The sequence below is a fragment of the Chrysosporum bergii ANA360D genome, from assembly GCF_029891735.1.
In the GTDB taxonomy this organism is placed as follows: domain Bacteria; phylum Cyanobacteriota; class Cyanobacteriia; order Cyanobacteriales; family Nostocaceae; genus Umezakia; species Umezakia bergii.
In genome coordinates, this window is sequence record NZ_JANQDH010000076.1 from 87,055 (window position 1) to 107,315 (window position 20,261).

Here is a 20,261-nt window from a genome sequence, read left to right on the forward strand (position 1 = left end):
GATAACAATATATAAATCAGGTTAGCCTTCAAATATTCCTTTGAAGTCTTTTTCGGTGTAATTTATTTCAAATTTGCCTTCGCCATCTGTGATTGTTTCCCCTAAATTATCATCCTTAAGTACATCCTTATCAAAGGCTTGAACAACCAGATTAGGGATTCCCAAACCAGTTTCACACTCATAAACCTTGCCAGTAATTTTATATTGCATTGAAACTCTCCTTAGTCAACTGATGAAACGTTGCTTTGAACCACGTTAGAAGGCTAATAGTTCAGAGGGTGAAGTTAAAAGCCTAATTAGAACGAAAACGTGGCTGTGATAACACAGGTTTACAGTATATGCCTTATGTGGATCAGTGTAAAGTGTGCTGTTACAATAATGACATAAATACTAAAATACTGATTGGAAAAAATACGCAAAGTATGACTGTTAATTTTAGCGGCAACATGGACACAGATAGCATCAACTTTGTTCCTGAGTAAACGCTCCAAATTATGTCCGGTTTTGTACGTCATTAAATTTAGTAAACCCTCAAACGCTTTTGGCTGTGTTGAACAGGTGATACAGCAAGGAGAAATGACGCAGAGTGCTGCTTGGCAGCGATCGCGTACTGGAAAAAGGTTATAGTTTTGTATAAGCTCTGGTAGACTTTGATCCAAGAAGCCGCGAAAAGGGAAACATAGGTTAAAAAGTCTTTCCTATGTACCTTTGAGCTTATTTACCTTTTCCGGTGTAACTAACAATAAGACAGGAAAAGGCAATTTATCTTGCATCTGGAACTGGGAAAATTGATTTTGGGGAAATGCTTCAAAGAGTAAAAATATTTAGTAAAGAAAAGGAGAAAATTAATGAATAAAGATGATTTTTTCTATCCTCGCGGACGCTACTATGGTCATGTCAAGCCTGAAAACTTGGTTTTTAATGCCAACTTGCAGGAATTTGCTCAACGTATCAGTTACATCTGTAATTTAGAAACAGGTGGAAAGTTAAGCCCAGAAGAAGCTTATGAACAAATCAAAGTTTTGTGGAAACAATTGAAAAAAACGAAAAAACAACTGGGAATTGGTGAGAGTCCCTTTAAAAATGATGATGAGGACAGTAATTCTTGAGAAATCACCAGTAGCAGGTTTGCTTGACATTATCACCTACATACCACCCCAAAACTGCGGGGTGGTATCTTTTAGGTAAGAGTTTGGTCATCTAGCTATAATATAGCCGCATTAACTACTTAGATACCATGGGCTGTAACACCTTTTGATAATAATCTTGTAACTGAGAAGTTGCCGCAGACCATCCCCACTTTTCTGCTTCTCTGCGGGCATTTTGACGGATAACTTCTCGTTCTTGCTTTTGTTCCAACAACCGGACAGTAGCATCTATAGCATCTTGAATATCTGCCCTCGGTTCAAAAAGATAACCATTAACACCATCGGTGACAATATCAGGAATTCCCCCAGAACGGGCTGCCACCACTGGACAGCCAGCGGCCATTGCTTCTAATAAAACTAAGCCCAGTGTTTCTGTTCGAGAAGGAAAAATAAAAGCATCAGCACTGGCGAAGGCGGAACCTAACTCTTTTCCTGTGAGGTAGCCCACAAAATGAGTGTGAGTGTCTGCAAAATATTTTTCTAGTTCTTGGCGGTGGGGTCCATCACCCACCAGTGCTAATCGGGCATCAGGAATTGCTTTTAGGATCGGCTTAATGCGCTCAATTTCTTTTTCCGCCGAAAGACGACCAACATACAACAGCAAAGGACTTTCTGGGTGATTTTGGGATAGACGCGATCGCATCTCCACACTAGCCAAATCAGGATGAAATAATTCTGTATCTACACCCCTTTGCCATACACTCACCCGTTCAATACCATGTCCTGTTAGTTCTTCCATCATCACTGTAGAAGTGCAAAGATTTAAAGCCGCTTGATTATGAGCGCTTTTGAGCAATTCCCACAGAAACCCTTCTAGCATTCCCAAACCGTAATGCTGGAGATACTGAGGTAAGTGGGTATGATAAGACGCTACCAGTGGTATTTTTAGCATCTTACTATAAAAAATTCCCCCTAATCCCAACACTGCTGGATTCACCACATGAATAATATCTGGCTGAAATTCCTCTAAAGCATAACCAATGGCAGGACGGGGTAAAGCCATTTTCAACTCTGGATACAATGGCAAAGGAAAGCCACTAACTCCGTAAACTTTAGCTCCTTTATGTTCAGTAATACCGCCGTCAGGGGCAAACACTAGCACTTTGTCACCATTGCGCTGTAAATGGTCAACAGTGTGACGCAATCGCGTTACTATGCCATCAATTTTCGGGAGAAAGGTTTCAGTGAATAGGGCTATTCTCATAAAAAAATATACAACCAGATATAGATGTGGGCAAGATGCCCACGAAACAAAATCATGTGTTTTTAGCACATGATATAACAGTTGCTACCAGGCTAAAGCCTAACCTCTGTGCCAAGAAACTTTGGGCATAATTTGCTGGTTATCAACTCGTTTCTTATACTTGACAGCAAAGTTTAACAAAGAATCAAGTAAGGAATCAGAGAGATAATGGGGCTGTAGCCCTAAATCCAGCAGTTTAGTATTTTTGGCGTTGAAGTAATGTTCTTCTTTTTCCACCCTGGGGTTATCCAGATGATTGATTTCCACATTTAGTCCTAGAGCATTACCGGCTTTTTTCACCATTAATGCCAGATCACCAATGCTGAATAACTCAGTGAATTGGTTGAACACCCGGAATTCCCCCGGCTGGGCTGGGTTGGCGATCGCTAATTCTATACATCGCACTGTGTCCCGAATATCCAAAAAGCCACGAGTTTGTCCACCCTTACCATAAACTGTGAGAGGGTGAGCGATGGCCGCTTGAATACAGAAACGATTCAACGCTGTACCAAACACCCCATCATAATCAAGGCGATTAATTAACATTTCGTCCATCCCCGTTTCTTCGGTGAGAACGCCATAAACTATCCCTTGATTTAAGTCTGTAGCCCGCAGTCCCCAAATCCGGCAAGCAAAGTGGATGTTGTGACTATCATGTACTTTGCTCAGATGGTACATTGAACCAGGCTGCTTGGGATAGGGTAGAGTATCTTTCCGCCCGTTGTGTTCAATTGTGATGTACCCCTCTTCTATATCTATGTTGGGTGTTCCATACTCGCCCATAGTTCCCAGTTTCACCATGTGGCAATCTGGGAAATCTTCTCGCATAGCGTAGAGCAAATTTAATGTGCCCACTACGTTATTCACCTGGGTGAGGACTGCGTGTTCTCTGTCGATCATGGAAAAAGGCGCAGATCGTTGTTCACCAAAATGCACTAGGGCGTTTGGCTCAAATTGGTGTAGAACTTGCTTGAGGAACTCGTAATTAGTGATATCGCCAATAAATAGGTCGATAGATTTACCCGTCAAATCTTTCCATCGCTGGAGGCGTTGGTGAATTGGCGCGATGGGGGTCAGAGTTGCGATACCCAATTCATTATCCCAGTGCCGTCTCACCAAACTATCTAAAATTCCTACTTCATAACCTCGGTTGGAAAGGTAAAGTGCAGTTGCCCAACCGCAGTAACCATCACCACCAATAACCAGGACTTTCATCTTAACCAGTTTTTACTCGCTGATAGCTAAATCTACCAGGTTTTAGTACCTGTTAACCATGATTCTTTGTAAAAAGCAATAACTCTTAGCTGCGAAATCGGCAATATAACTATGCTTAAGGCGGATCAACACCCTTAAACCTCTCTGGCATATTTGATTAATGTAAATAAATGTAACAAAATTGCCGTTAAAACGCTTTAACGTCTTGACAAGTGAGAAAGTAACCGATAGAGTAATATACATACCCGGGTACAGCCGTTAAAGAGTTATATGCAAACTAAGCAAAAGGTTACTTTATATCTGTCGCCAGAACTTCACAAGAAACTCAAGATTCGTTCAGTGATTGATTCTGAACCAATGTCAGATCTAGCGGAACGGGCCCTGGGCTTCTACCTAGCTAACTCAGAACTAGTTGAAGAAGTTGAAGCTTCCGCCTATGGACGAACCCACAGGATTTACTCCTGTCCAAACTGTGAAAGTTCATTAGTGTTACGAGATGGAGAATTGATTGCCATGAGCAGTCAACCAGGAGTGATCCCAGAGCATCTAACCATTGATGAGATGGAAAAAGATCAAACTCATCCCCAGGGTGAGGAAGAATTGGTTCCTTGCTAGGTAAGAATAGTGAATGAAGAGTTCATAATTCCATTGCCGCAACCAACAAACGATGTCTTTACTGTATAAGGTCTCAAGCAGGTCGATTGTATGAAAGAAGAGCTCAATATCCTAATTCAAGCTCAATATCCTCTAATCTACCTGGTGACCTCCGAGGAAGAACGGGCGGAGCAGGCAATTTCCACAATCGCCCAATTAATCAAGCCCCAACGCCGCGTATACGTCTGGACAGTAACTCACGGCATCGTGGAATATGGGCAACCCCGGAACGTCACCCAACACAATACTGTATCTCCGGAAGCCGCCATTGAGTGGATTATCCGACAGAGAGAACCTGGTATATTTATTCTTAAAGATTTACATCCCTTTATTGATGCGCCTGCAACAACAAGGTCGCTGCGTGATGCGATCGCTAGTTTCAAAGGAATGCAGAAAAACATTATATTGATGTCACCCCTGCAACAAGTTCCCATTGAATTAGAAAAAGAAGTTGTAGTTATTGACTTTAAATTGCCAGATATGGTAGAGCTAAACAAAGTTTTAACTCACCACTTAGAGCAAAATAGAGGCAGACGGATCACAACCGAGGCGCGAGAAAAGCTTCTCAGAGCAGCGTTAGGTTTAACCAAGGACGAATCTGAGAAAGTATACCGTAAGGCACAAGTAACTAGGGGCCGCCTCACGGAAGAAGAAGTAGAGATAGTTCTATCTGAGAAAAAGCAACTCATTCGCCGCAATGGTATTTTAGAATACATCGAAGAAGATGAAACCATTGATGCTGTGGGTGGCTTAGAAGAACTAAAAAGGTGGCTAAAACAGCGCTCTAACGCCTTTACAGAAAGGGCGAGAGAGTATGGTTTGCCCCAGCCCAAAGGAATGTTAATTTTAGGTGTTCCTGGTTGCGGTAAGTCATTAATTGCCAAAACCACCTCCAGATTATGGAGCTTGCCATTATTGCGCCTAGACATGGGGCGAGTATATGACGGCTCCATGGTAGGACGAAGTGAAGCCAATCTACGTAACGCCCTCAAAACAGCAGAATCTATCTCTCCAGCCATTCTGTTCATAGACGAATTAGATAAATCCTTTGCCGGTAGCTCTGGTTCATCTGATTCTGATGGTGGTACTTCAAGTAGAATCTTTGGTTCTTTTCTCACATGGATGCAAGAGAAAAAATCTCCAGTATTTGTCATGGCAACTGCTAACCGAGTAGAACGGTTACCTGGAGAATTCTTGAGGAAAGGACGTTTTGACGAAATTTTCTTTGTGGATCTGCCCACAACCGAAGAACGCCAGGATATATACAAAATTCACCTCACTAAGCGTCGTGAAGATATTTCCCGATTCGATCTAGAGCAATTAGCCAAAATGTCCGACGGCTTCTCTGGGGCAGAAATTGAACAAGCGCTCGTGGCGGCTATGTATGAAGCCTTCGCCCAAGACCGCGAGTTCACACAATTAGATATTATTGCTGCGCTAAAAGCAACACTGCCGTTGTCTCGAACGATGCAAGAACAAGTAACAGCCCTAAGAGATTGGGCTAGACAACGCGCCAGACCCGCCGCAGCCTCTGTCGCTGAATATCAGCGCATGGAGTTCTAAAAGCTTTCCCCTGCTCACACCAGGGGCAAAGGCTAGCCCAAAAAGCTAGCAGTTACCGTAAAAAAACCGTTGTCTTTTTTCTCAATCTTCTCACTGGAGGAAACCCAAATGTCTCATTTTAGCACCCTGCGTACCAAAATCACCGATGCTGAAATCCTCAAGTCTTCTTTGCGCGACCTCGGTATTACCGTGAAGACTGAAGCTGATGTTCGTGGTTACAATGGCCAGCGCGTTCGTTCCGACATCGTAGCTGTTTTGGAAGGTGAATATGATTTAGGTTGGTCTCGCAATAGCGACGGTTCCTTCGACCTCATCGCTGACCTGTGGGGCGTTGCTAAAAAGCACAACCAAACCGAGTTGATCAACTCCATCAACCAAAAATACGCTGTTAACAAAACCTTGTCCGAAGTAAAACAGCGCGGTCTGCAAAACGCCAATGTCAAGTTGGTACTGCAATAAGAATTTCTCAGCGCGTTCCCAAAACTGAACGGGTTAACCACATCATTAGCGGTTAGCCCGCTTTTTTATGGGCTGTTTTGCCCCAGGCATGACACCCAAAAAGTTTATTATAATTACGGGACTGTCTATATCAAAATCATGACCACTTATGAAAATATTTACCATTGGCTTTACCCAGAAAAAAATTGAATATATCCATCTTCTAGATTTAGCCCCCACTAAAGATATTCTCGAAGAATATAAAAAAAAGCAAATCGACTGGGCAACATATGAAAAGAGGTTCAATCAACTCATTACAGAGAGAATGTAGCAGAGGTGGAGCAGAATTTAGGATGGAGATAATTTACATTCTCAAATCAACATAAATTTTGATAAATTAGACTAATATAGCTAAATAATAGTTAATACCTGCCGATGAATCCCTACACCATATTTAATCAGACCAAACGTCAGCGCGTTAGTGATGGTATGACGCGATCGCTGCTAGAAAACTGCGAGACTGTCTCCCATATCCTCATATTAGTCTGGCCACAACTAGGGGATTTTGATAGCCTTGAATATGCGTGGTGGTTACGGCGAGAAGCTGACAAATTAGCAGCGCAAAAACTCGCTATTCGTGCGGTGGGAATTGGTAACTTAGCCGCTGGGAAAAAATTCTGTGCATATACAGGATTTCCCCCTCAAAACTTATTTGTTGAACCTCATGCAGAACTACATCGCCAACTCAATCTTTATCCTGGTTTAAAGTTTTCTCTACCTGGACTTTCTCAGTCTCAAAAAGCCTGGCTAAATCTACTATTAATGTGTGCCGGTATTGGTAGTCCCGGAACTCTTGCAGAAGTTTTGCGGGGATACACAGGCGATCGCCAAGCCCCCCAACTAATTGGGGATGATGAAATGATTGAGAATACTCCTCTACCTACTTTTAAAGGCTCATTTTTTCGACTAGCCGGCGGTAATGGCTTTCAACGTCCCTTTGAGTTAGCCACTCTAAGGCTAGGTAATATGGTAGAAGTTCTCAAAAATTGGCATACCTATGTACCATTGTCTGCTTACTTAACCCAGCGTGGTGGAACTTTTCTCTTTGATACAACAGGACAACTACTTTATCAACATCTAGATCCAGGAATTCTCGGCTTTGCTGCTAACATGAGCCAACCACTATCATTTTTATCTCTAATTGAAAAAGATGTATCTACCCCAACACATAATTATTAATTTTTAGTTTCCAATTTTGCATCTGGCATTGACTCAAGCTGGTGTGTAAATTTAATATTTTCCATTGCTCCAGGACCATTATAGTAATGTGTTCTTCTCTCTCTACAAAAGCTATCAAGTGAATCACAATTTTAAGGGTGGTTTTGTAACCACCCTATTTTCCCCTCATATTTAGAATTTACTTGCAACACCCTTACTGGGTATTATATTACTCTGAGATATTAGCTAAAGTATCAACTTGAGATGAAGCCAAAGTTGGTGCTGTGAAAATACGTGAGTACACACTTACTGGTTGCTGACGAGCCACAACTGGTAAAACTTGACGTGCATGGGCAGCTAGTTGGACTGTCTTGACATCATAGGTCTGGGTAATCAACTTGGGATATAAACCAATACCAATGATAGGAACTATTAAACAAGCGGTGATAAACAATTCCCGGGGTTTAATATCAGAAATTACAGCATCTAGATGTAATTCTTTGCTTTGCTGACCGTAGAACACTTGGCGCAGCATTGACAGTAAGTAAATGGGAGTTAAAATTACCCCAACAGCTGACAACAGGACAACTACAACTTTGAAACTCGAACTGTAAACATCACTGGAAGCGATACCGAGAAATACCATCAACTCACCCACAAAGCCACTCATTCCAGGTAAAGCCAGAGAAGCCATGGAACCAATAGTGAATACTGCAAAGGTTCTGGGCATTACTTTAGCCATACCGCCCATTTTGTCCATCATCAAGGTGTGGGTACGTTCATAAGTAACACCAGATAAGAAGAACAAGCTAGCAGCAATTAAACCGTGAGAAACCATTTGTAGTACAGCACCGCTAATACCAATTTCTGTATAAGAGGCAATACCGATTAATACAAAACCCATGTGGGCAATTGAAGAGTAAGCCAAGCGGCGTTTCAGATTTGTTTGGGCAAAGGCACAGCAAGCACCGTAAACAATGTTCACTACACCTAAAACTGCTAACACTGGGGCAAAGTAAACATGGGCATTAGGTAACATTTCCACGTTCATGCGGATGAGTGCATAACCACCCATTTTTAACAACACACCAGCCAAAATCATTGAACCAGGTGCAGACGCTTCACCGTGGGCATCAGGTAACCAAGTATGTAGGGGGAATATGGGCAACTTGACACCGAAGGCTATCAAGAAACCTGCATAAGTTAACAATTCAAAGGCTTTGGGGTATTGCTTCATTCCCAGAGTTGCTATGTCAAAGGTGACAGTATCTCCTGAAAATGCCATTGCCAACCCAGCTACTAAGATAAATATTGATGCTGCTGCTGTGTAGAGAATAAATTTAGTAGCTGCATAACGACGCTTGGGTCCTCCCCAAATGGAAATAAGCAGGTACACAGGTACTAACTCGATTTCCCACATTAAGAAGAACAACAGCAAATCTTGGGCCACAAATACCCCAATTTGGGCGCTGTACATCGCCAACATCAAACCATAAAACAATCGCGGCTTGTTTGTGACCTTCCAAGCCGCGAAGATTGCTAGGGTATTGATTATGCCTGTTAACAAGACTAGGGGCATGGATAAACCATCAACACCCACGGACCAATTTAAAGCTAACTGGGGAATCCAAGTATATTTCTCTACGAGTTGCAGTGTGGAGTTTTGCCAGTCGTAGCTATACCAAAAGGCGGAAATCATCAATGCGAAATCGGCGATCGCAACTCCCAGAGCATACCAGCGAACGGTTTTGCCTTCTTTATCTGGGATTAAGGGTATGGCTATGGCAGCCACCAGGGGCAATGAAATTATAGCCGATAACCAAGGAAACTCAATAGCATTCATTATTTCTGGTAGGTTAATCAGTTGACCTTTTTGCGTTTGATTTCATTATATTAAGGATTTTATAGTTTTGTAAACGTTATTTATCCCTAATATATCTGCTTTTTGAGTCAGTGACTAAGCACAAATACTCACTGACTCCTTTGCCAACAATTGTAATTGTAAATTTTTGCAACGTCAACCAAAAATAAAAAAGTGGCTCAAGCCACCCATTTAAGTCTTTGTATAGCGAATTTTGCCCAAATATAGAATCCCTTTGCATTTACGCCGGGGATTGTCAAACAATCCGATTTACAATCGTCCAAACCTCGCCATCTGAGCGAACGTGGGGAACTGAGATAGTCTTAAACCCAGTAATAAAAGGTTTGTAGTACACTTGCCAATACATGGGACTCAAATAATCAGCACAAGATTTGAGTTGGCGGATTTCTGTAGCTAGTTCCTTTGCCAGTTGATTAATGCGTTGGGCATGAACTTGAGCCACTTGTCTGGCTGCTTCTAACTCCTGCTCTGGGGTGAGTTGTGGTGATTGATTTTGCCAATGTTCTAACTCTGCTTGTTTTTGTTGTAGCTGTGCTTCCAAAGCTGCGATCGCATCGTCTATACCTTTGATTTCTACCGATAATTGGGGATTTTCTCGGGCTTGGCGGCGAAAAGCTTCCACCATTGCTGAAGGTGAATCACCTTGGTGAGACAAGACATTCTTTATTACTGCTTGGAGGCTAACCCGTTCTTGCTGGAGATCGTGAATTTGTGCTTTCAGGTTGGTGATTTCTGTATGAATTTGGTTGCTCATTGCAGTTTATCTTTGGTAGGTTACACCTTGGTTATCCAGAGACAGCGATCGCACAACTGCCATAATACCTGCTGACTGCCAAGCTGATAACATTGCCTCTTGTACAGCTTGGGATTGCAATTGATTTACTAAAGCTAACAGTGTTGGGCCAGCACCACTAATTACCATGCCATAAGCACCAGCACCAAGGGCCGCTGCATTGACAGCATCATAACCAGGAATTAAAGCCTGACGATATGGCTGATGTAACTTATCTTGTAAAGCGGTTCTTAACCACTGTTCCTGCCCAGTTTGCAAACCCCGCAACAATAACCCCAGATGTGCTGTATTAAAAATTGCATCACTACGAGTCACTTGGGGGGGTAGAACTTGCCGGGCTTCACTCGTGGATAGCTCAAAATCAGGAATAGCCACCACAGGTATAATATCCCCATACCAAGGAACATCGCAAATTTCCCAGCTATCGCCACTACTAGCAGCTAGACGACATCCCCCCAAGAGGGCAGGTACTACATTATCAGGATGTCCCTCCATTGCGATCGCTAATTTCATCACCTCCAACACACTCAAGGGCGCATCGGCTAATTGATTAGCGCCCACTAACCCCCCGACAATGGCTGTAGCTGAACTACCCAAACCCCTGGCCAAGGGTACACCAAGGTCAATTTCCATTTTTACTGATGGGGGTTTTTGTCCTATATATTGATAGAACTTAACAAACGCCTGATAAAGCAGATTATTCTCATCGGTCTGCACCCCTTCAGCTTCTTTACCCGTGACAGAAATAATTAATCCACCTTCTGCTAAAGGAGTGAATTTGAACTTGTTGTACAGCGTTAAAGCCGCACCGATGCAGTCAAAACCCGGACCTAAGTTAGCAGTTGTGGCGGGAACGGTAACAGTGATACTAGAAATAACAGACATCCGCAAATACTCACCAATCAATCCACTAGCATCTCATGAATAGGGATTGATTCGCTCAAAATTATGCTTTACATAACTTAATATATGAGTAAGGGTTCACTAGCCAGTTCACATACTTAACGCCCGTGGTTAACAAAATACTCAGGTTAACCATTACAGTGATTTTTTTATAGGGTGAGCCATACTCACCCTATTGTCGGTTAGAAGTTCTCGAAGTTAGCGATCGCATTCTTCATTTTATTCACCACTTCATCAACAGGTATCGCTCCCAACTCTCCCGCCGCACGGGTACGGATACTCAAGCTATTAGATTCAACCTCTTGCGCTCCCACAACCGCCATTACAGGTACTTTTTGTTTTTCTGCATTGCGGATAAGTTTACCCAAGCGATCGCCACTAGTATCCACTTCTGCACGGATACCCGCAGCCAGCATTTTCGCTGCAACTTGTTTACTAAAATCTAGTTGTGCTTCACCTACTGGTAACAATCGAGCTTGCACCGGTGCTAACCATAGAGGAAAATCCCCAGCATACTGTTCAATTAAAATACCAATCAACCGTTCTAGAGAACCAAAGGGCGCACGGTGAATCATCACAGGACGTTTACGGGAACCATCTTCAGCCACATATTCCAAATCAAAACGTTCTGGTAAATTGTAATCTACCTGAACTGTTCCCAATTGCCATTCTCGTTCCAAAGCATCACTAAAGATAAAATCTAGTTTTGGTCCATAAAACGCTGCTTCCCCAATTCCCTCAAAGTATTCCATTCCCAAATGTTCCACCGCCCGGCGAATTGCGCCTTCTGCCTTATCCCAAACTTCATTGGAACCAATATATTTATCACTAGTGGGGTCGCGGAAACTAAGTCTAGCTTTAAAATTCTTCAGTTGTAAACTGTTAAACACCGACAAAATCAAATCTACCACATTGATAAATTCACTGTCTAACTGTTCAGGAGTAACAAACAAGTGGGAATCATCCACAGTAAAACCGCGCACTCTGGTTAAACCGCCTAACTCTCCTGACTGTTCATAGCGGTAAACAGTACCAAACTCTGCCAACCTGATAGGTAATTCCCGGTATGACCGTAATTCACTCTTGTATATTTGGATATGGAAGGGGCAATTCATCGGCTTGAGGACAAAACCCTGTTCCTGCGCCACTGCTTCTGCATCTTCCCCCATCAGGGGAAACATATCTTCCTTATATTTTTGCCAGTGTCCAGAAGTTTTAAATAAATCCACTCTAGCAATATGCGGTGTCACCACAGGTAAATAACCGCGTTTGAGTTGTTCACCCTTGAGGAAATCTTCTAACGTACTCCGTAATAAAGTACCTTTGGGTGTCCACAGAGGTAAACCCGGCCCCACCTGTTCAGAAAATATAAATAATCCCAGTTCCTTACCTAGTTTGCGATGGTCTCTTCGCAGCGCCTCTTCTTTGCGCCGCTTATATTCAGCCAAGTGTTCTGGGCTTTCCCAAGCAGTAGCATAGATGCGTTGTAACTGGGCTTTAGTTTCATCCCCACGCCAATAAGCCCCAGCCACACTTTCTAATTCAATGGCTTTGGGGTTTAATTCGCTGGTGTTTTCCACATGGGGACCCGCGCATAAATCCCACCATTCATCGCCGAGATGGTAAATTGTAATTGGTTCTTCCTTGATATCTGCCAGGATTTCTAACTTGTAAGATTCCCGAATTGCTAAAATGCGTTTTTCGGCTTCCTCCCGGCTGACTTCTTCCCGACTTACGGGTAATTTGCGATTAATAATTTTTACCATCTCTTTCTTGATGGACTTCAAATCATTTTCGCTAAATGGTTCCGGACTATCGAAGTCGTAGTAAAAACCGTTTTCAATCCAAGGACCAATGGTAACTTGCGCTTTGGGAAACAGCTTTTGTACAGCCATAGCCATTACATGAGAAGCTGTGTGGCGAATCCTCTTTAGTTTCTCTGATTCGCTGGTACGGGGTAAATAAATTTTTTCAGGTTGTTCTGATTGACTAACAGATGATTTTGGCGACATTGGTTGCTGAACCATGAGCAAAGTGATTGCAAAATGATAATTTTAGTAGTTGAAGCTCTCAAAAATCTACCCAAGGAATAGTCGAAACTCAAAAAGTTGATTTTATTGGCTTTTCACCGATTTTACATCTTTATTTTATCTAGTAAGCTATTAAGCAGCTAAATCCGATAATCTGCATTTCATCAGTAAAGGTAGTTCAGGCATACTATGGGTACGCCACGCAAGCTATCCACTAGGCTCACTACAAGTCTTCTCGGCTACAATTATACAAATTAAAGCTGGTTTAAATACAACAAGTTTGCTGACGTTGATTACTGCCAGTTTGACTTTAAATAATCTTTTATCATCAAGCCCAGCCCATCAAGACTAAATAATCACCACAGGCTGTTATCACATTTTTTTTGTTTTGTCAACCTTAGATAGACTTTTGGTTATTATTACTATAACTTATTTTATCGCCACTACTACAGATTTTTCCACAATCCATCTGAGGACAGACTAGCAGAAAATGTTAATTTTTGTAAAAAACGTTAATATTAATAGGGAAGCTAGAAATATACTTTTTACTTATGCGAGACTCAAATTTACCAGGGGCTGAGATGCTGAAAACAGTGTTAGAACCTCTACTGGAGGATTTTAATTACTGGTTTGGGCGATCGCGTGAATTGTTAGAAACCGAGCAACTCTCATTCATGAGTCAAGAAGAGCAATCTGACCTACTGTTACGACTCAAGCAAGCACAAGAGGAGCTAAACGCGGCTAAGATGCTGTTTAGCGCTACCGATGGACAAGTGGGAATTGACATGAACACCCTCATACCTTGGCATCGACTAGTAACAGAATGCTGGAGTGTATCAATGCGATCGCGTCAAGCACGAGAAATGTAAAGAGTCGGCTGGTGGCTCTCACCAGGCTGATCAGCAGAACAGAAAAACAATATACAAGTTGCATTGAAGATACAAGAAACTTAATATTATTTTTATTAAAAAATAATGTATCCCATGCTACTTTAGATTCAATAAGGATTAACAAATTTTTCCATAAAAACATGATGCACCCAGCGTGCGTTGTTTATAACCCCTCGTCCCATTTGACAACATGGGCGAAACAAAACCTTACCCAAAAAAGTTTTAAAATTTGCCGTTCTTGGAGGAAAACCCAATGTTACACCTGCTTTACATTTTCGCCTTTACAATTCTTGCTTTCATAGCCGTTGCTAACTTAATCCGCAACTTGATTATGTTTAGTGTTGATCGAGAGCGGGTTTATCCACCTAAAAACTCATCAACCGCTAATCAAGGCTATCTTTCTCCCAGAAAACAATTTATTCCCCATCCAGAGTTATTAGATAACGCCGGTAATCTAATTAAAGAACCTCTGTTGGTCATGCGTTCAGTGAATGTAGAAGATGCTCGTCAACAGTTAGATGCTTTGTATGAATCTTCTCCAGGACAAAAAACCGACCGTCAAGAAGAAAGTTAAGTTTTTCTGGTTTACCAGAAAAACTGTAGCGTTGGGGGTTGAGCATTGCTGAACCCCTATGTTTAATTTCTATAATAACAAGCCCATCCGTCAAAAATTTGCAGATATTTAAGGAAACCAGTTCTCATTTAACTCAATTTTCTTGAGTGTTGGTGGGAAAATAGGGATAAAATAACAACAAACCCCAGATTTGCATCTATGCGTCAATGTCTTAATCCCCACCGTCTCCTCCCCAACCCCGACTATTGCCAGTTTTGCCAGCAGTGCAGTGGTAAACTACTCCTGCGGGAAACATATGCGCGTCAATATTAGGACAAGGGGGATTTGGTCGCACATTCCTAGCCATTGATGAAGATAAACCATCAAAACCCTACTGTGTAATTAAAAAATTTCTTCCCCAAGCCCAAGGGACAAACAGCAGTTCCCCGGTGTCATGCTCATAGTATCCAATTTGAGGACTAAAGTCCTCACTAAGAACATTTGATATGATTATGAAAAAAACTCCCATCACCAATGACTAACATTAATGAACGGGCTGATTTTGATAGCCCCTGGAAAGAAATCCTAGAAGCCTATTTTCCCCAAGCTATACAGTTCTTTTTCCCAGAAACAGCTGCATTAATTGACTGGGAACGCCCCTATGAATTTCTAAATAAAGAATTTCAACAAATTAGTCGTGAAGCTGAACAGGGTAAACGATATGCTGACCAATTAGTCAAAGTTTGGCAAAGGTCAGGACAAGAATTATGGTTATTAATTCATGTAGAAATTCAAGGACAAAAGGAAGAAAACTTTGGTAAGCGGATGTTTACCTACAATTTTCGCATTTTTGACCGATTTGATCAACCAGCCATTAGCCTAGCTATTCTCTGTGACACCCATCGGGACTGGCGACCCAATGGTTATAGTTACAATTACCCGGATACGAGCTTAAACTTTAAATTTCGCAGTGTAAAACTTTTAGACTACGCAGACAATTGGCAAGAGTTAGAAAATAGTAACAATCCCTTTGCTACAGTGGTGATGGCGCATTTAAAAACCCAACAAACGCGCTCAACCCCCGCGGAGCGTAAAAGCTGGAAATTTCAGTTAATTCGCAGGTTATACGATTTAGGGTTACAAGAGCAAGATATTCGTAACCTGTATAGATTTATTGATTGGGTTATGATTTTACCAGAAGCATTGGAAAAACAGTTTTGGGAAGAGTATAAACAATTTGAGCAGGAGCGGACTATGAGATACGTGACCACCGGGGAGCGCATAGGCTATGAGCGCGGGAAGGAAGAAGGAAGACAAGAAGGAAGACAAGAAGGCGAACAGGCAGTTATTCTAAAATTACTTAGAAGAAGACTGGGTGAATTATCGCCAGTAACACAACAGCGCATCCAGTCACTGTCTGCAAGTCAGTTGGAAACCCTGGGGGAAACTTTATTAGATTTCACCACTATGGCAGATTTACTTAATTGGTTGCAAGCTCAGTAGTTGGTAGTAGGGACTCCAGTCCCTCGGTATTAAAATAATCTGGCTAGAAGCCAGTGCTACTGATACAGTCCACGTAACACAAGCATCTTGCTTGTTATAATTTAGAATTTAGAACTAGGACTTACGCATTGACAAAAAACATGATGTATGATCTCTAGATCATGCGATTGCCTACGGTACTGGCGAAGCCAATCGCTATTAAGATTAGGAAAAATATGCTCACGTACAACTAAAGTAAACAGATTCCGTTGTATTTCATACCAATTGCTAATTATTTTTTCAGAGCGCATAAACTCCAACTTAACAAAAGCTTGAAGTGAACAAAAGATGTAAGTCTTAATTGCATGAGTATCTCTAACCATGAACCGACAAATTCCACATACTTGTTTTATGGCTCGATGAAAGGTTTCAATCCGCCAATGAGTATCATGAATTGTGATAAATTCATTCCTGTAACTGTTATGTGGTAAGGCTTATAGCCTCTAATATTATTATCCCATATTTATGTCAGCTTGTTGTAGTAATTATGTACATATTACACAAAGTTTCTGTAAGTATTATGTTGACGTGGGTTAAATTTGGGTTAATGTAGGTTTTAAAGAGTTTGGGTTAAACCCATGAATTCCCTCTAAGTCTTATACAGTGTATATGGCTCAGGTCGGATTTGAACCAACGACCCCAGGCTTATGAGTCCCGTGCTCTAACCAACTGAGCTACTGAGCCTTGTTTTTTTTCATTCTTTATTACCATAGCACACAAATTTGTTTATGGCTAGTCCCTGGACATATTAATTTTTGATTTTTTTCCCTATATCCATCTGCACGGCGAACAATTCTAATATGGCTTGAGCCTGTGCTTTTTTGACGATTGCTTTATGCTCCATTACCAACACTCTTGCATCACCTCCTTTTTATTGCCTGTACTGTAGTTTAATGTATTAGTGCAAGCGAATTAGTTGAAGAATGGGGAAGGCGATTACAATCACCAAGGGCTAACCCCCATGTCTGAAGCCATTAGCTCTGCTCGCCGTTGATATTTCGGTCAACTTAGGACAAGCTCTACTTCTGGGGCGGATACTGCTTTAACGCCTGTTGTAAATATTGTCCGGTGTAAGAACGGGGATTATTTGCCACATCCTCCGGAGTACCCACCCCAATGATTTCTCCCCCTCGATCCCCTCCTTCAGGACCCAAGTCAATCACCCAATCAGCGCAACGAATCACATCTAAATTGTGTTCAATGACTAAAATTGAATTACCCTTATCTACCAATCTTTGCAGCACATCCAACAATTTATGTACATCATAAAAAGATAACCCTGTAGTTGGTTCATCAATTAAATAAAGAGTCTTACCAGTAGCACGTCGGGATAGTTCAGTTGCTAATTTTACCCGTTGCGCTTCCCCACCAGATAAAGTAGTGGCGGGTTGTCCTAGTTTCATATAACCCAAACCCACATCATATAAAGTTTGTAAACGGTTCACCGCTTTGGGAATGTTTTGGCAAAATTCTAAACTTTCCTCCACAGTCATATTCAGCACATCTGCAATTGACTTATCTTTGTATTTCACCTGCAAAGTTTCCCGGTTATATCTTGCACCTTTGCAGACTTCGCACTGGACATAAACATTAGGAAGAAAGTTCATTTCAATCACATTCACACCCTGACCACCGCAAGCTTCACAACGTCCACCCTTAACATTGAAGGAAAATTGTCCGGGTTTATATCCCCTGGCCTTAGCCTCTACCGTTTGGGAAAATACATCGCGAATCGCATCAAAAACACCTGTATAAGTTGCAGGATTAGACCTTGGTGTCCGTCCTATGGGTGATTGGTCGATAACAATGGCCTTATCCACCGCGTTTAACCCTTGAATTTCCTGTAAATCTTTCGGTAAAGGAACTCTCTTAGTTAAATGATGTTGTAATGATGGGTAAAGTAACTCATTAATTAAGGTAGATTTACCAGAACCAGAAACACCGGTAACAGCAACAAGTTTTCCTAAAGGAATTTCTGCATCAATATTTTTTAAATTGTGGCGATGAGCATTTTTAATCACTAAACTGCGCCCATTTCCCGGTCGGCGTTCCTGTGGTGTGGTAATTACCTTTCTTCCCGATAAATAAGCCCCTGTTAAGGAATCTTCTGCTGCTAGTAAAGTGTCTAAGTCACCTTGAGTAACAATATTACCACCGTGAATTCCTGCACCAGGTCCAATATCAACAATATAATTGGCAGCACGGATAGTTTCTTCGTCATGCTCAACTACAATTAAAGTGTTACCTAAATCCCGTAATTTAGTTAAAGTTTTCAGCAACTTGGTATTATCTCGTTGATGTAAACCAATACTCGGTTCATCTAATACATACAATACCCCAGTTAAACCCGAACCAATCTGGGTTGCTAACCGAATACGTTGGGCTTCCCCACCAGAAAGAGTCATGGCCGAACGGTCGAGGGTGAGATAATCTAAACCAACATCTAACAAAAATTGCAATCTAGCTTTAATTTCCCTTAAAACTAAATCAGCAATCTGCATTTGCCGGTCTGTTAATTTTAACTGATCAATTCTGTGCCGACAATCCCGAATGGAAACCCCAGTTAAATCTAAAATTCCATATTGTCCCAACCGTACCCCTAAAGCCTGGGGTTTTAAACGTTTCCCCCCACAAACCTCACAAGGCTGATCAATTATATATTCTTCTAACTTTTGCTTAATTAAGTCTGAACCATTGTCATATTGACGCTGTAAAGTGGGAATCACACCGTGAAAATTCCTGATTTTTCCTTGTATACTGCTTTCTTGCTGCTCGCCATAAAGTATGGTTTGCTGTTGTGTCACCGTCAATTGGTTCCACTTAGCTTGTAGTTCAAACCCAGTGACCTGTCCCACAGCATAAAGTAATTCTAGATAATATGAGTTATCTTTTTCTGACCAAGGGGCGATGGCAGCGTAAATTGGTGCTTCTGGGTCAGGTATAATCAAATCCGGGGCAAATCTTTTTAAAGTGCCAATTCCATGACAATGGGGACAAGCGCCATAAGGGGAATTAAAGGAAAACAAACGCGGCGATAATTCGTCCATTACCGCACCGTGGACTGGACAAGCAAAGTTTTCTGAAAATACTAATTCTTGTTCTTGGTCTTCACCCCTATCCGAGGACAAACCAACAATAATGTTAGCAATACCACCAGATTGTTTAAGACACGTAGAGAGAGAATCCACTAAACGCTCTTGGATACCAGGCTTTTTAACTAAGCGGTCAATCACAACCTCTATAGTATGAGTAATATTTCTATCTAACTCAATGGAGTCAGACAGTTCCTGCACCTCTCCATCAATCCGCACACGCACGAAACCTTGGGAAGCAAGACTTGATAACAACTTACGGTGAGTACCTTTTTTACCCCGGACCACAGGCGCAAGAATTTGGAACCGAGTACGGTCTGGTAAGTCTAAAATGCGATCGCACATTTGATCGATAGTTTGGGGTGCAATGGAGCGATCGCAGATGGGACAATGGGGTTCACCGGCGCGAGCAAACAAAAGCCGTAGATAATCGTAAATTTCTGTCACCGTCCCCACCGTAGAACGGGGATTATGGGAAGTAGACTTTTGATCAATGGAAATAGCGGGACTTAAGCCGTCGATAGCTTCCACATCCGGCTTATCCAGTTGACCTAGGAATTGGCGGGCGTAGGCGCTGAGGGACTCCACGTAACGCCGTTGACCTTCGGCAAAAATGGTGTCAAAAGCCAAAGAAGACTTACCCGAGCCGGAAACACCAGTAAATACAATCAAGCGATCGCGCGGTAATTCCAAGTCAATATTTTTCAGATTGTGCTGCCTAGCACCCCTAATCCGAATAGTATTCTGGCTATGGTGGTGAGAGTGGGGGAGATGTGCATTTAACAACGGGGCTGGCTGATGATCTGACATATCGGCTTGGTGATAGTAAGAGGCGGTATGCAACAGTTTTTAATAATACTATTTTTACTTTGGTATTGTCTCCAGTAGTGATTACTTGACAATATATTTTCTATTGTATCCTGAGTCCCTGACAACCACCGAAAAAAAGCACCAATAAAAGTTTTTATTTGCCACGGACTGACTGATTGCTTTTAATACCATTTAACCCCAAACAGATATTTTTATTTTTCTCAAGACGAATAATTAATGTTACTAAATATCACCACAAAAAACTGTGTTTTTCCCCAAAGTAAAAA

The 20,261-nt window shown here is 41.8% G+C and carries 17 protein-coding genes, 1 tRNA gene and 3 pseudogenes; 10 read left to right on the plus strand and 11 right to left on the minus strand.

The window, feature by feature from the left end:
- Nucleotides 1–21: 21 nt before the first annotated feature.
- Nucleotides 22–210: a hypothetical protein gene (locus NWP17_RS11550; RefSeq protein ID WP_280655054.1), complete on the minus strand. Its 189-nt coding sequence runs from the start codon at nt 208–210 to the stop codon at nt 22–24.
- A gap of 119 nt (nt 211–329) precedes the next feature.
- A pseudogene (locus NWP17_RS17615) lies at nt 330–548 on the minus strand (hypothetical protein); the annotation flags it as partial.
- Nucleotides 549–848: 300 nt separating this feature from the next.
- Between NWP17_RS17615 and NWP17_RS11560 the strand changes: the two are divergent.
- Nucleotides 849–1,109: a DUF7219 family protein gene (locus tag NWP17_RS11560; protein WP_280655056.1), complete on the plus strand. Its 261-nt coding sequence runs from the start codon at nt 849–851 to the stop codon at nt 1,107–1,109.
- A gap of 115 nt (nt 1,110–1,224) precedes the next feature.
- On the opposite strand, the gene NWP17_RS11565 is transcribed toward NWP17_RS11560, so the two are convergent.
- A complete protein-coding gene (locus NWP17_RS11565; protein WP_280655057.1) occupies nt 1,225–2,352 on the minus strand; it encodes a glycosyltransferase family 4 protein in 1,128 nt (375 codons plus the stop codon).
- 99 nt (nt 2,353–2,451) lie between these two features.
- Nucleotides 2,452–3,606, minus strand: coding sequence for an NAD-dependent epimerase/dehydratase family protein (locus NWP17_RS11570; protein WP_280655058.1), 1,155 nt, complete (start codon nt 3,604–3,606; stop codon nt 2,452–2,454).
- Nucleotides 3,607–3,876: 270 nt separating this feature from the next.
- Between NWP17_RS11570 and NWP17_RS11575 the strand changes: the two genes are divergently transcribed.
- The 5 genes from NWP17_RS11575 to NWP17_RS11595 all read left to right on the plus strand — a co-directional run bounded on the left by NWP17_RS11575 (nt 3,877) and on the right by NWP17_RS11595 (nt 7,500).
- The gene (locus NWP17_RS11575) at nt 3,877–4,221 is read left to right on the plus strand and encodes a slr0373 family blue light stress response protein (protein ID WP_280655059.1); all 345 of its coding nucleotides are present in this window, start codon (nt 3,877–3,879) and stop codon (nt 4,219–4,221) included.
- 90 nt (nt 4,222–4,311) lie between these two features.
- Entirely contained in the window at nt 4,312–5,823 is a 1,512-nt protein-coding gene (gene ycf46, locus NWP17_RS11580; protein WP_280655060.1) for a stress-responsive protein Ycf46, read from the plus strand.
- Nucleotides 5,824–5,931: 108 nt separating this feature from the next.
- The gene (locus NWP17_RS11585; protein ID WP_200989473.1) at nt 5,932–6,282 is read left to right on the plus strand and encodes a DUF1257 domain-containing protein; all 351 of its coding nucleotides are present in this window, start codon (nt 5,932–5,934) and stop codon (nt 6,280–6,282) included.
- A 148-nt stretch (nt 6,283–6,430) separates the two neighbouring features.
- Nucleotides 6,431–6,592, plus strand: coding sequence for a DUF488 family protein (locus NWP17_RS11590; protein WP_280655061.1), 162 nt, complete (start codon nt 6,431–6,433; stop codon nt 6,590–6,592).
- Between the two features lie 104 nt (nt 6,593–6,696).
- Nucleotides 6,697–7,500, plus strand: coding sequence for a peroxiredoxin-like family protein (locus tag NWP17_RS11595; protein ID WP_280655062.1), 804 nt, complete (start codon nt 6,697–6,699; stop codon nt 7,498–7,500).
- A gap of 208 nt (nt 7,501–7,708) precedes the next feature.
- Here the strand turns inward: NWP17_RS11595 and NWP17_RS11600 are convergent, their stop codons facing one another.
- The 4 genes from NWP17_RS11600 to thrS form a co-directional block, all read right to left on the minus strand.
- Complete coding sequence (locus NWP17_RS11600) at nt 7,709–9,322, minus strand: NAD(P)H-quinone oxidoreductase subunit 4 (protein WP_280655063.1); 1,614 nt, start codon at nt 9,320–9,322, stop codon at nt 7,709–7,711.
- 274 nt (nt 9,323–9,596) lie between these two features.
- Complete coding sequence (locus NWP17_RS11605) at nt 9,597–10,115, minus strand: hypothetical protein (protein WP_280655064.1); 519 nt, start codon at nt 10,113–10,115, stop codon at nt 9,597–9,599.
- A 6-nt stretch (nt 10,116–10,121) separates the two neighbouring features.
- A complete protein-coding gene (thrB, locus tag NWP17_RS11610; protein WP_280655065.1) occupies nt 10,122–11,039 on the minus strand; it encodes a homoserine kinase in 918 nt (305 codons plus the stop codon).
- Nucleotides 11,040–11,239: 200 nt separating this feature from the next.
- Nucleotides 11,240–13,084 (minus strand): threonine--tRNA ligase, encoded by a 1,845-nt coding sequence (thrS, locus tag NWP17_RS11615; protein WP_280655066.1) that lies wholly within the window; start codon nt 13,082–13,084, stop codon nt 11,240–11,242.
- A gap of 554 nt (nt 13,085–13,638) precedes the next feature.
- Here thrS and NWP17_RS11620 point away from each other — a divergent pair.
- The 4 genes and pseudogenes from NWP17_RS11620 to NWP17_RS11635 all read left to right on the plus strand — a co-directional run bounded on the left by NWP17_RS11620 (nt 13,639) and on the right by NWP17_RS11635 (nt 16,033).
- Nucleotides 13,639–13,956: a DUF2605 domain-containing protein gene (locus NWP17_RS11620; RefSeq protein WP_280655067.1), complete on the plus strand. Its 318-nt coding sequence runs from the start codon at nt 13,639–13,641 to the stop codon at nt 13,954–13,956.
- 274 nt (nt 13,957–14,230) lie between these two features.
- A complete protein-coding gene (locus NWP17_RS11625; RefSeq protein WP_280655068.1) occupies nt 14,231–14,551 on the plus strand; it encodes a DUF2973 domain-containing protein in 321 nt (106 codons plus the stop codon).
- Between the two features lie 198 nt (nt 14,552–14,749).
- Nucleotides 14,750–14,970, plus strand: a pseudogene (locus NWP17_RS11630) (protein kinase); the annotation flags it as partial.
- A gap of 94 nt (nt 14,971–15,064) precedes the next feature.
- Nucleotides 15,065–16,033, plus strand: coding sequence for a DUF4351 domain-containing protein (locus NWP17_RS11635; protein ID WP_280655069.1), 969 nt, complete (start codon nt 15,065–15,067; stop codon nt 16,031–16,033).
- A 200-nt stretch (nt 16,034–16,233) separates the two neighbouring features.
- On the opposite strand, the pseudogene NWP17_RS11640 reads toward NWP17_RS11635, so the two are convergent.
- The 3 genes and pseudogenes from NWP17_RS11640 to uvrA form a co-directional block, all read right to left on the minus strand.
- Nucleotides 16,234–16,485: pseudogene (locus NWP17_RS11640) on the minus strand (IS701 family transposase); the annotation flags it as partial.
- Between the two features lie 197 nt (nt 16,486–16,682).
- A tRNA-Met gene (locus NWP17_RS11645) sits at nt 16,683–16,756 on the minus strand.
- Nucleotides 16,757–17,091: 335 nt separating this feature from the next.
- The gene (gene uvrA, locus NWP17_RS11650; RefSeq protein WP_280655070.1) at nt 17,092–19,974 is read right to left on the minus strand and encodes an excinuclease ABC subunit UvrA; all 2,883 of its coding nucleotides are present in this window, start codon (nt 19,972–19,974) and stop codon (nt 17,092–17,094) included.
- Between the last annotated feature and the right edge of the window lie 287 nt (nt 19,975–20,261).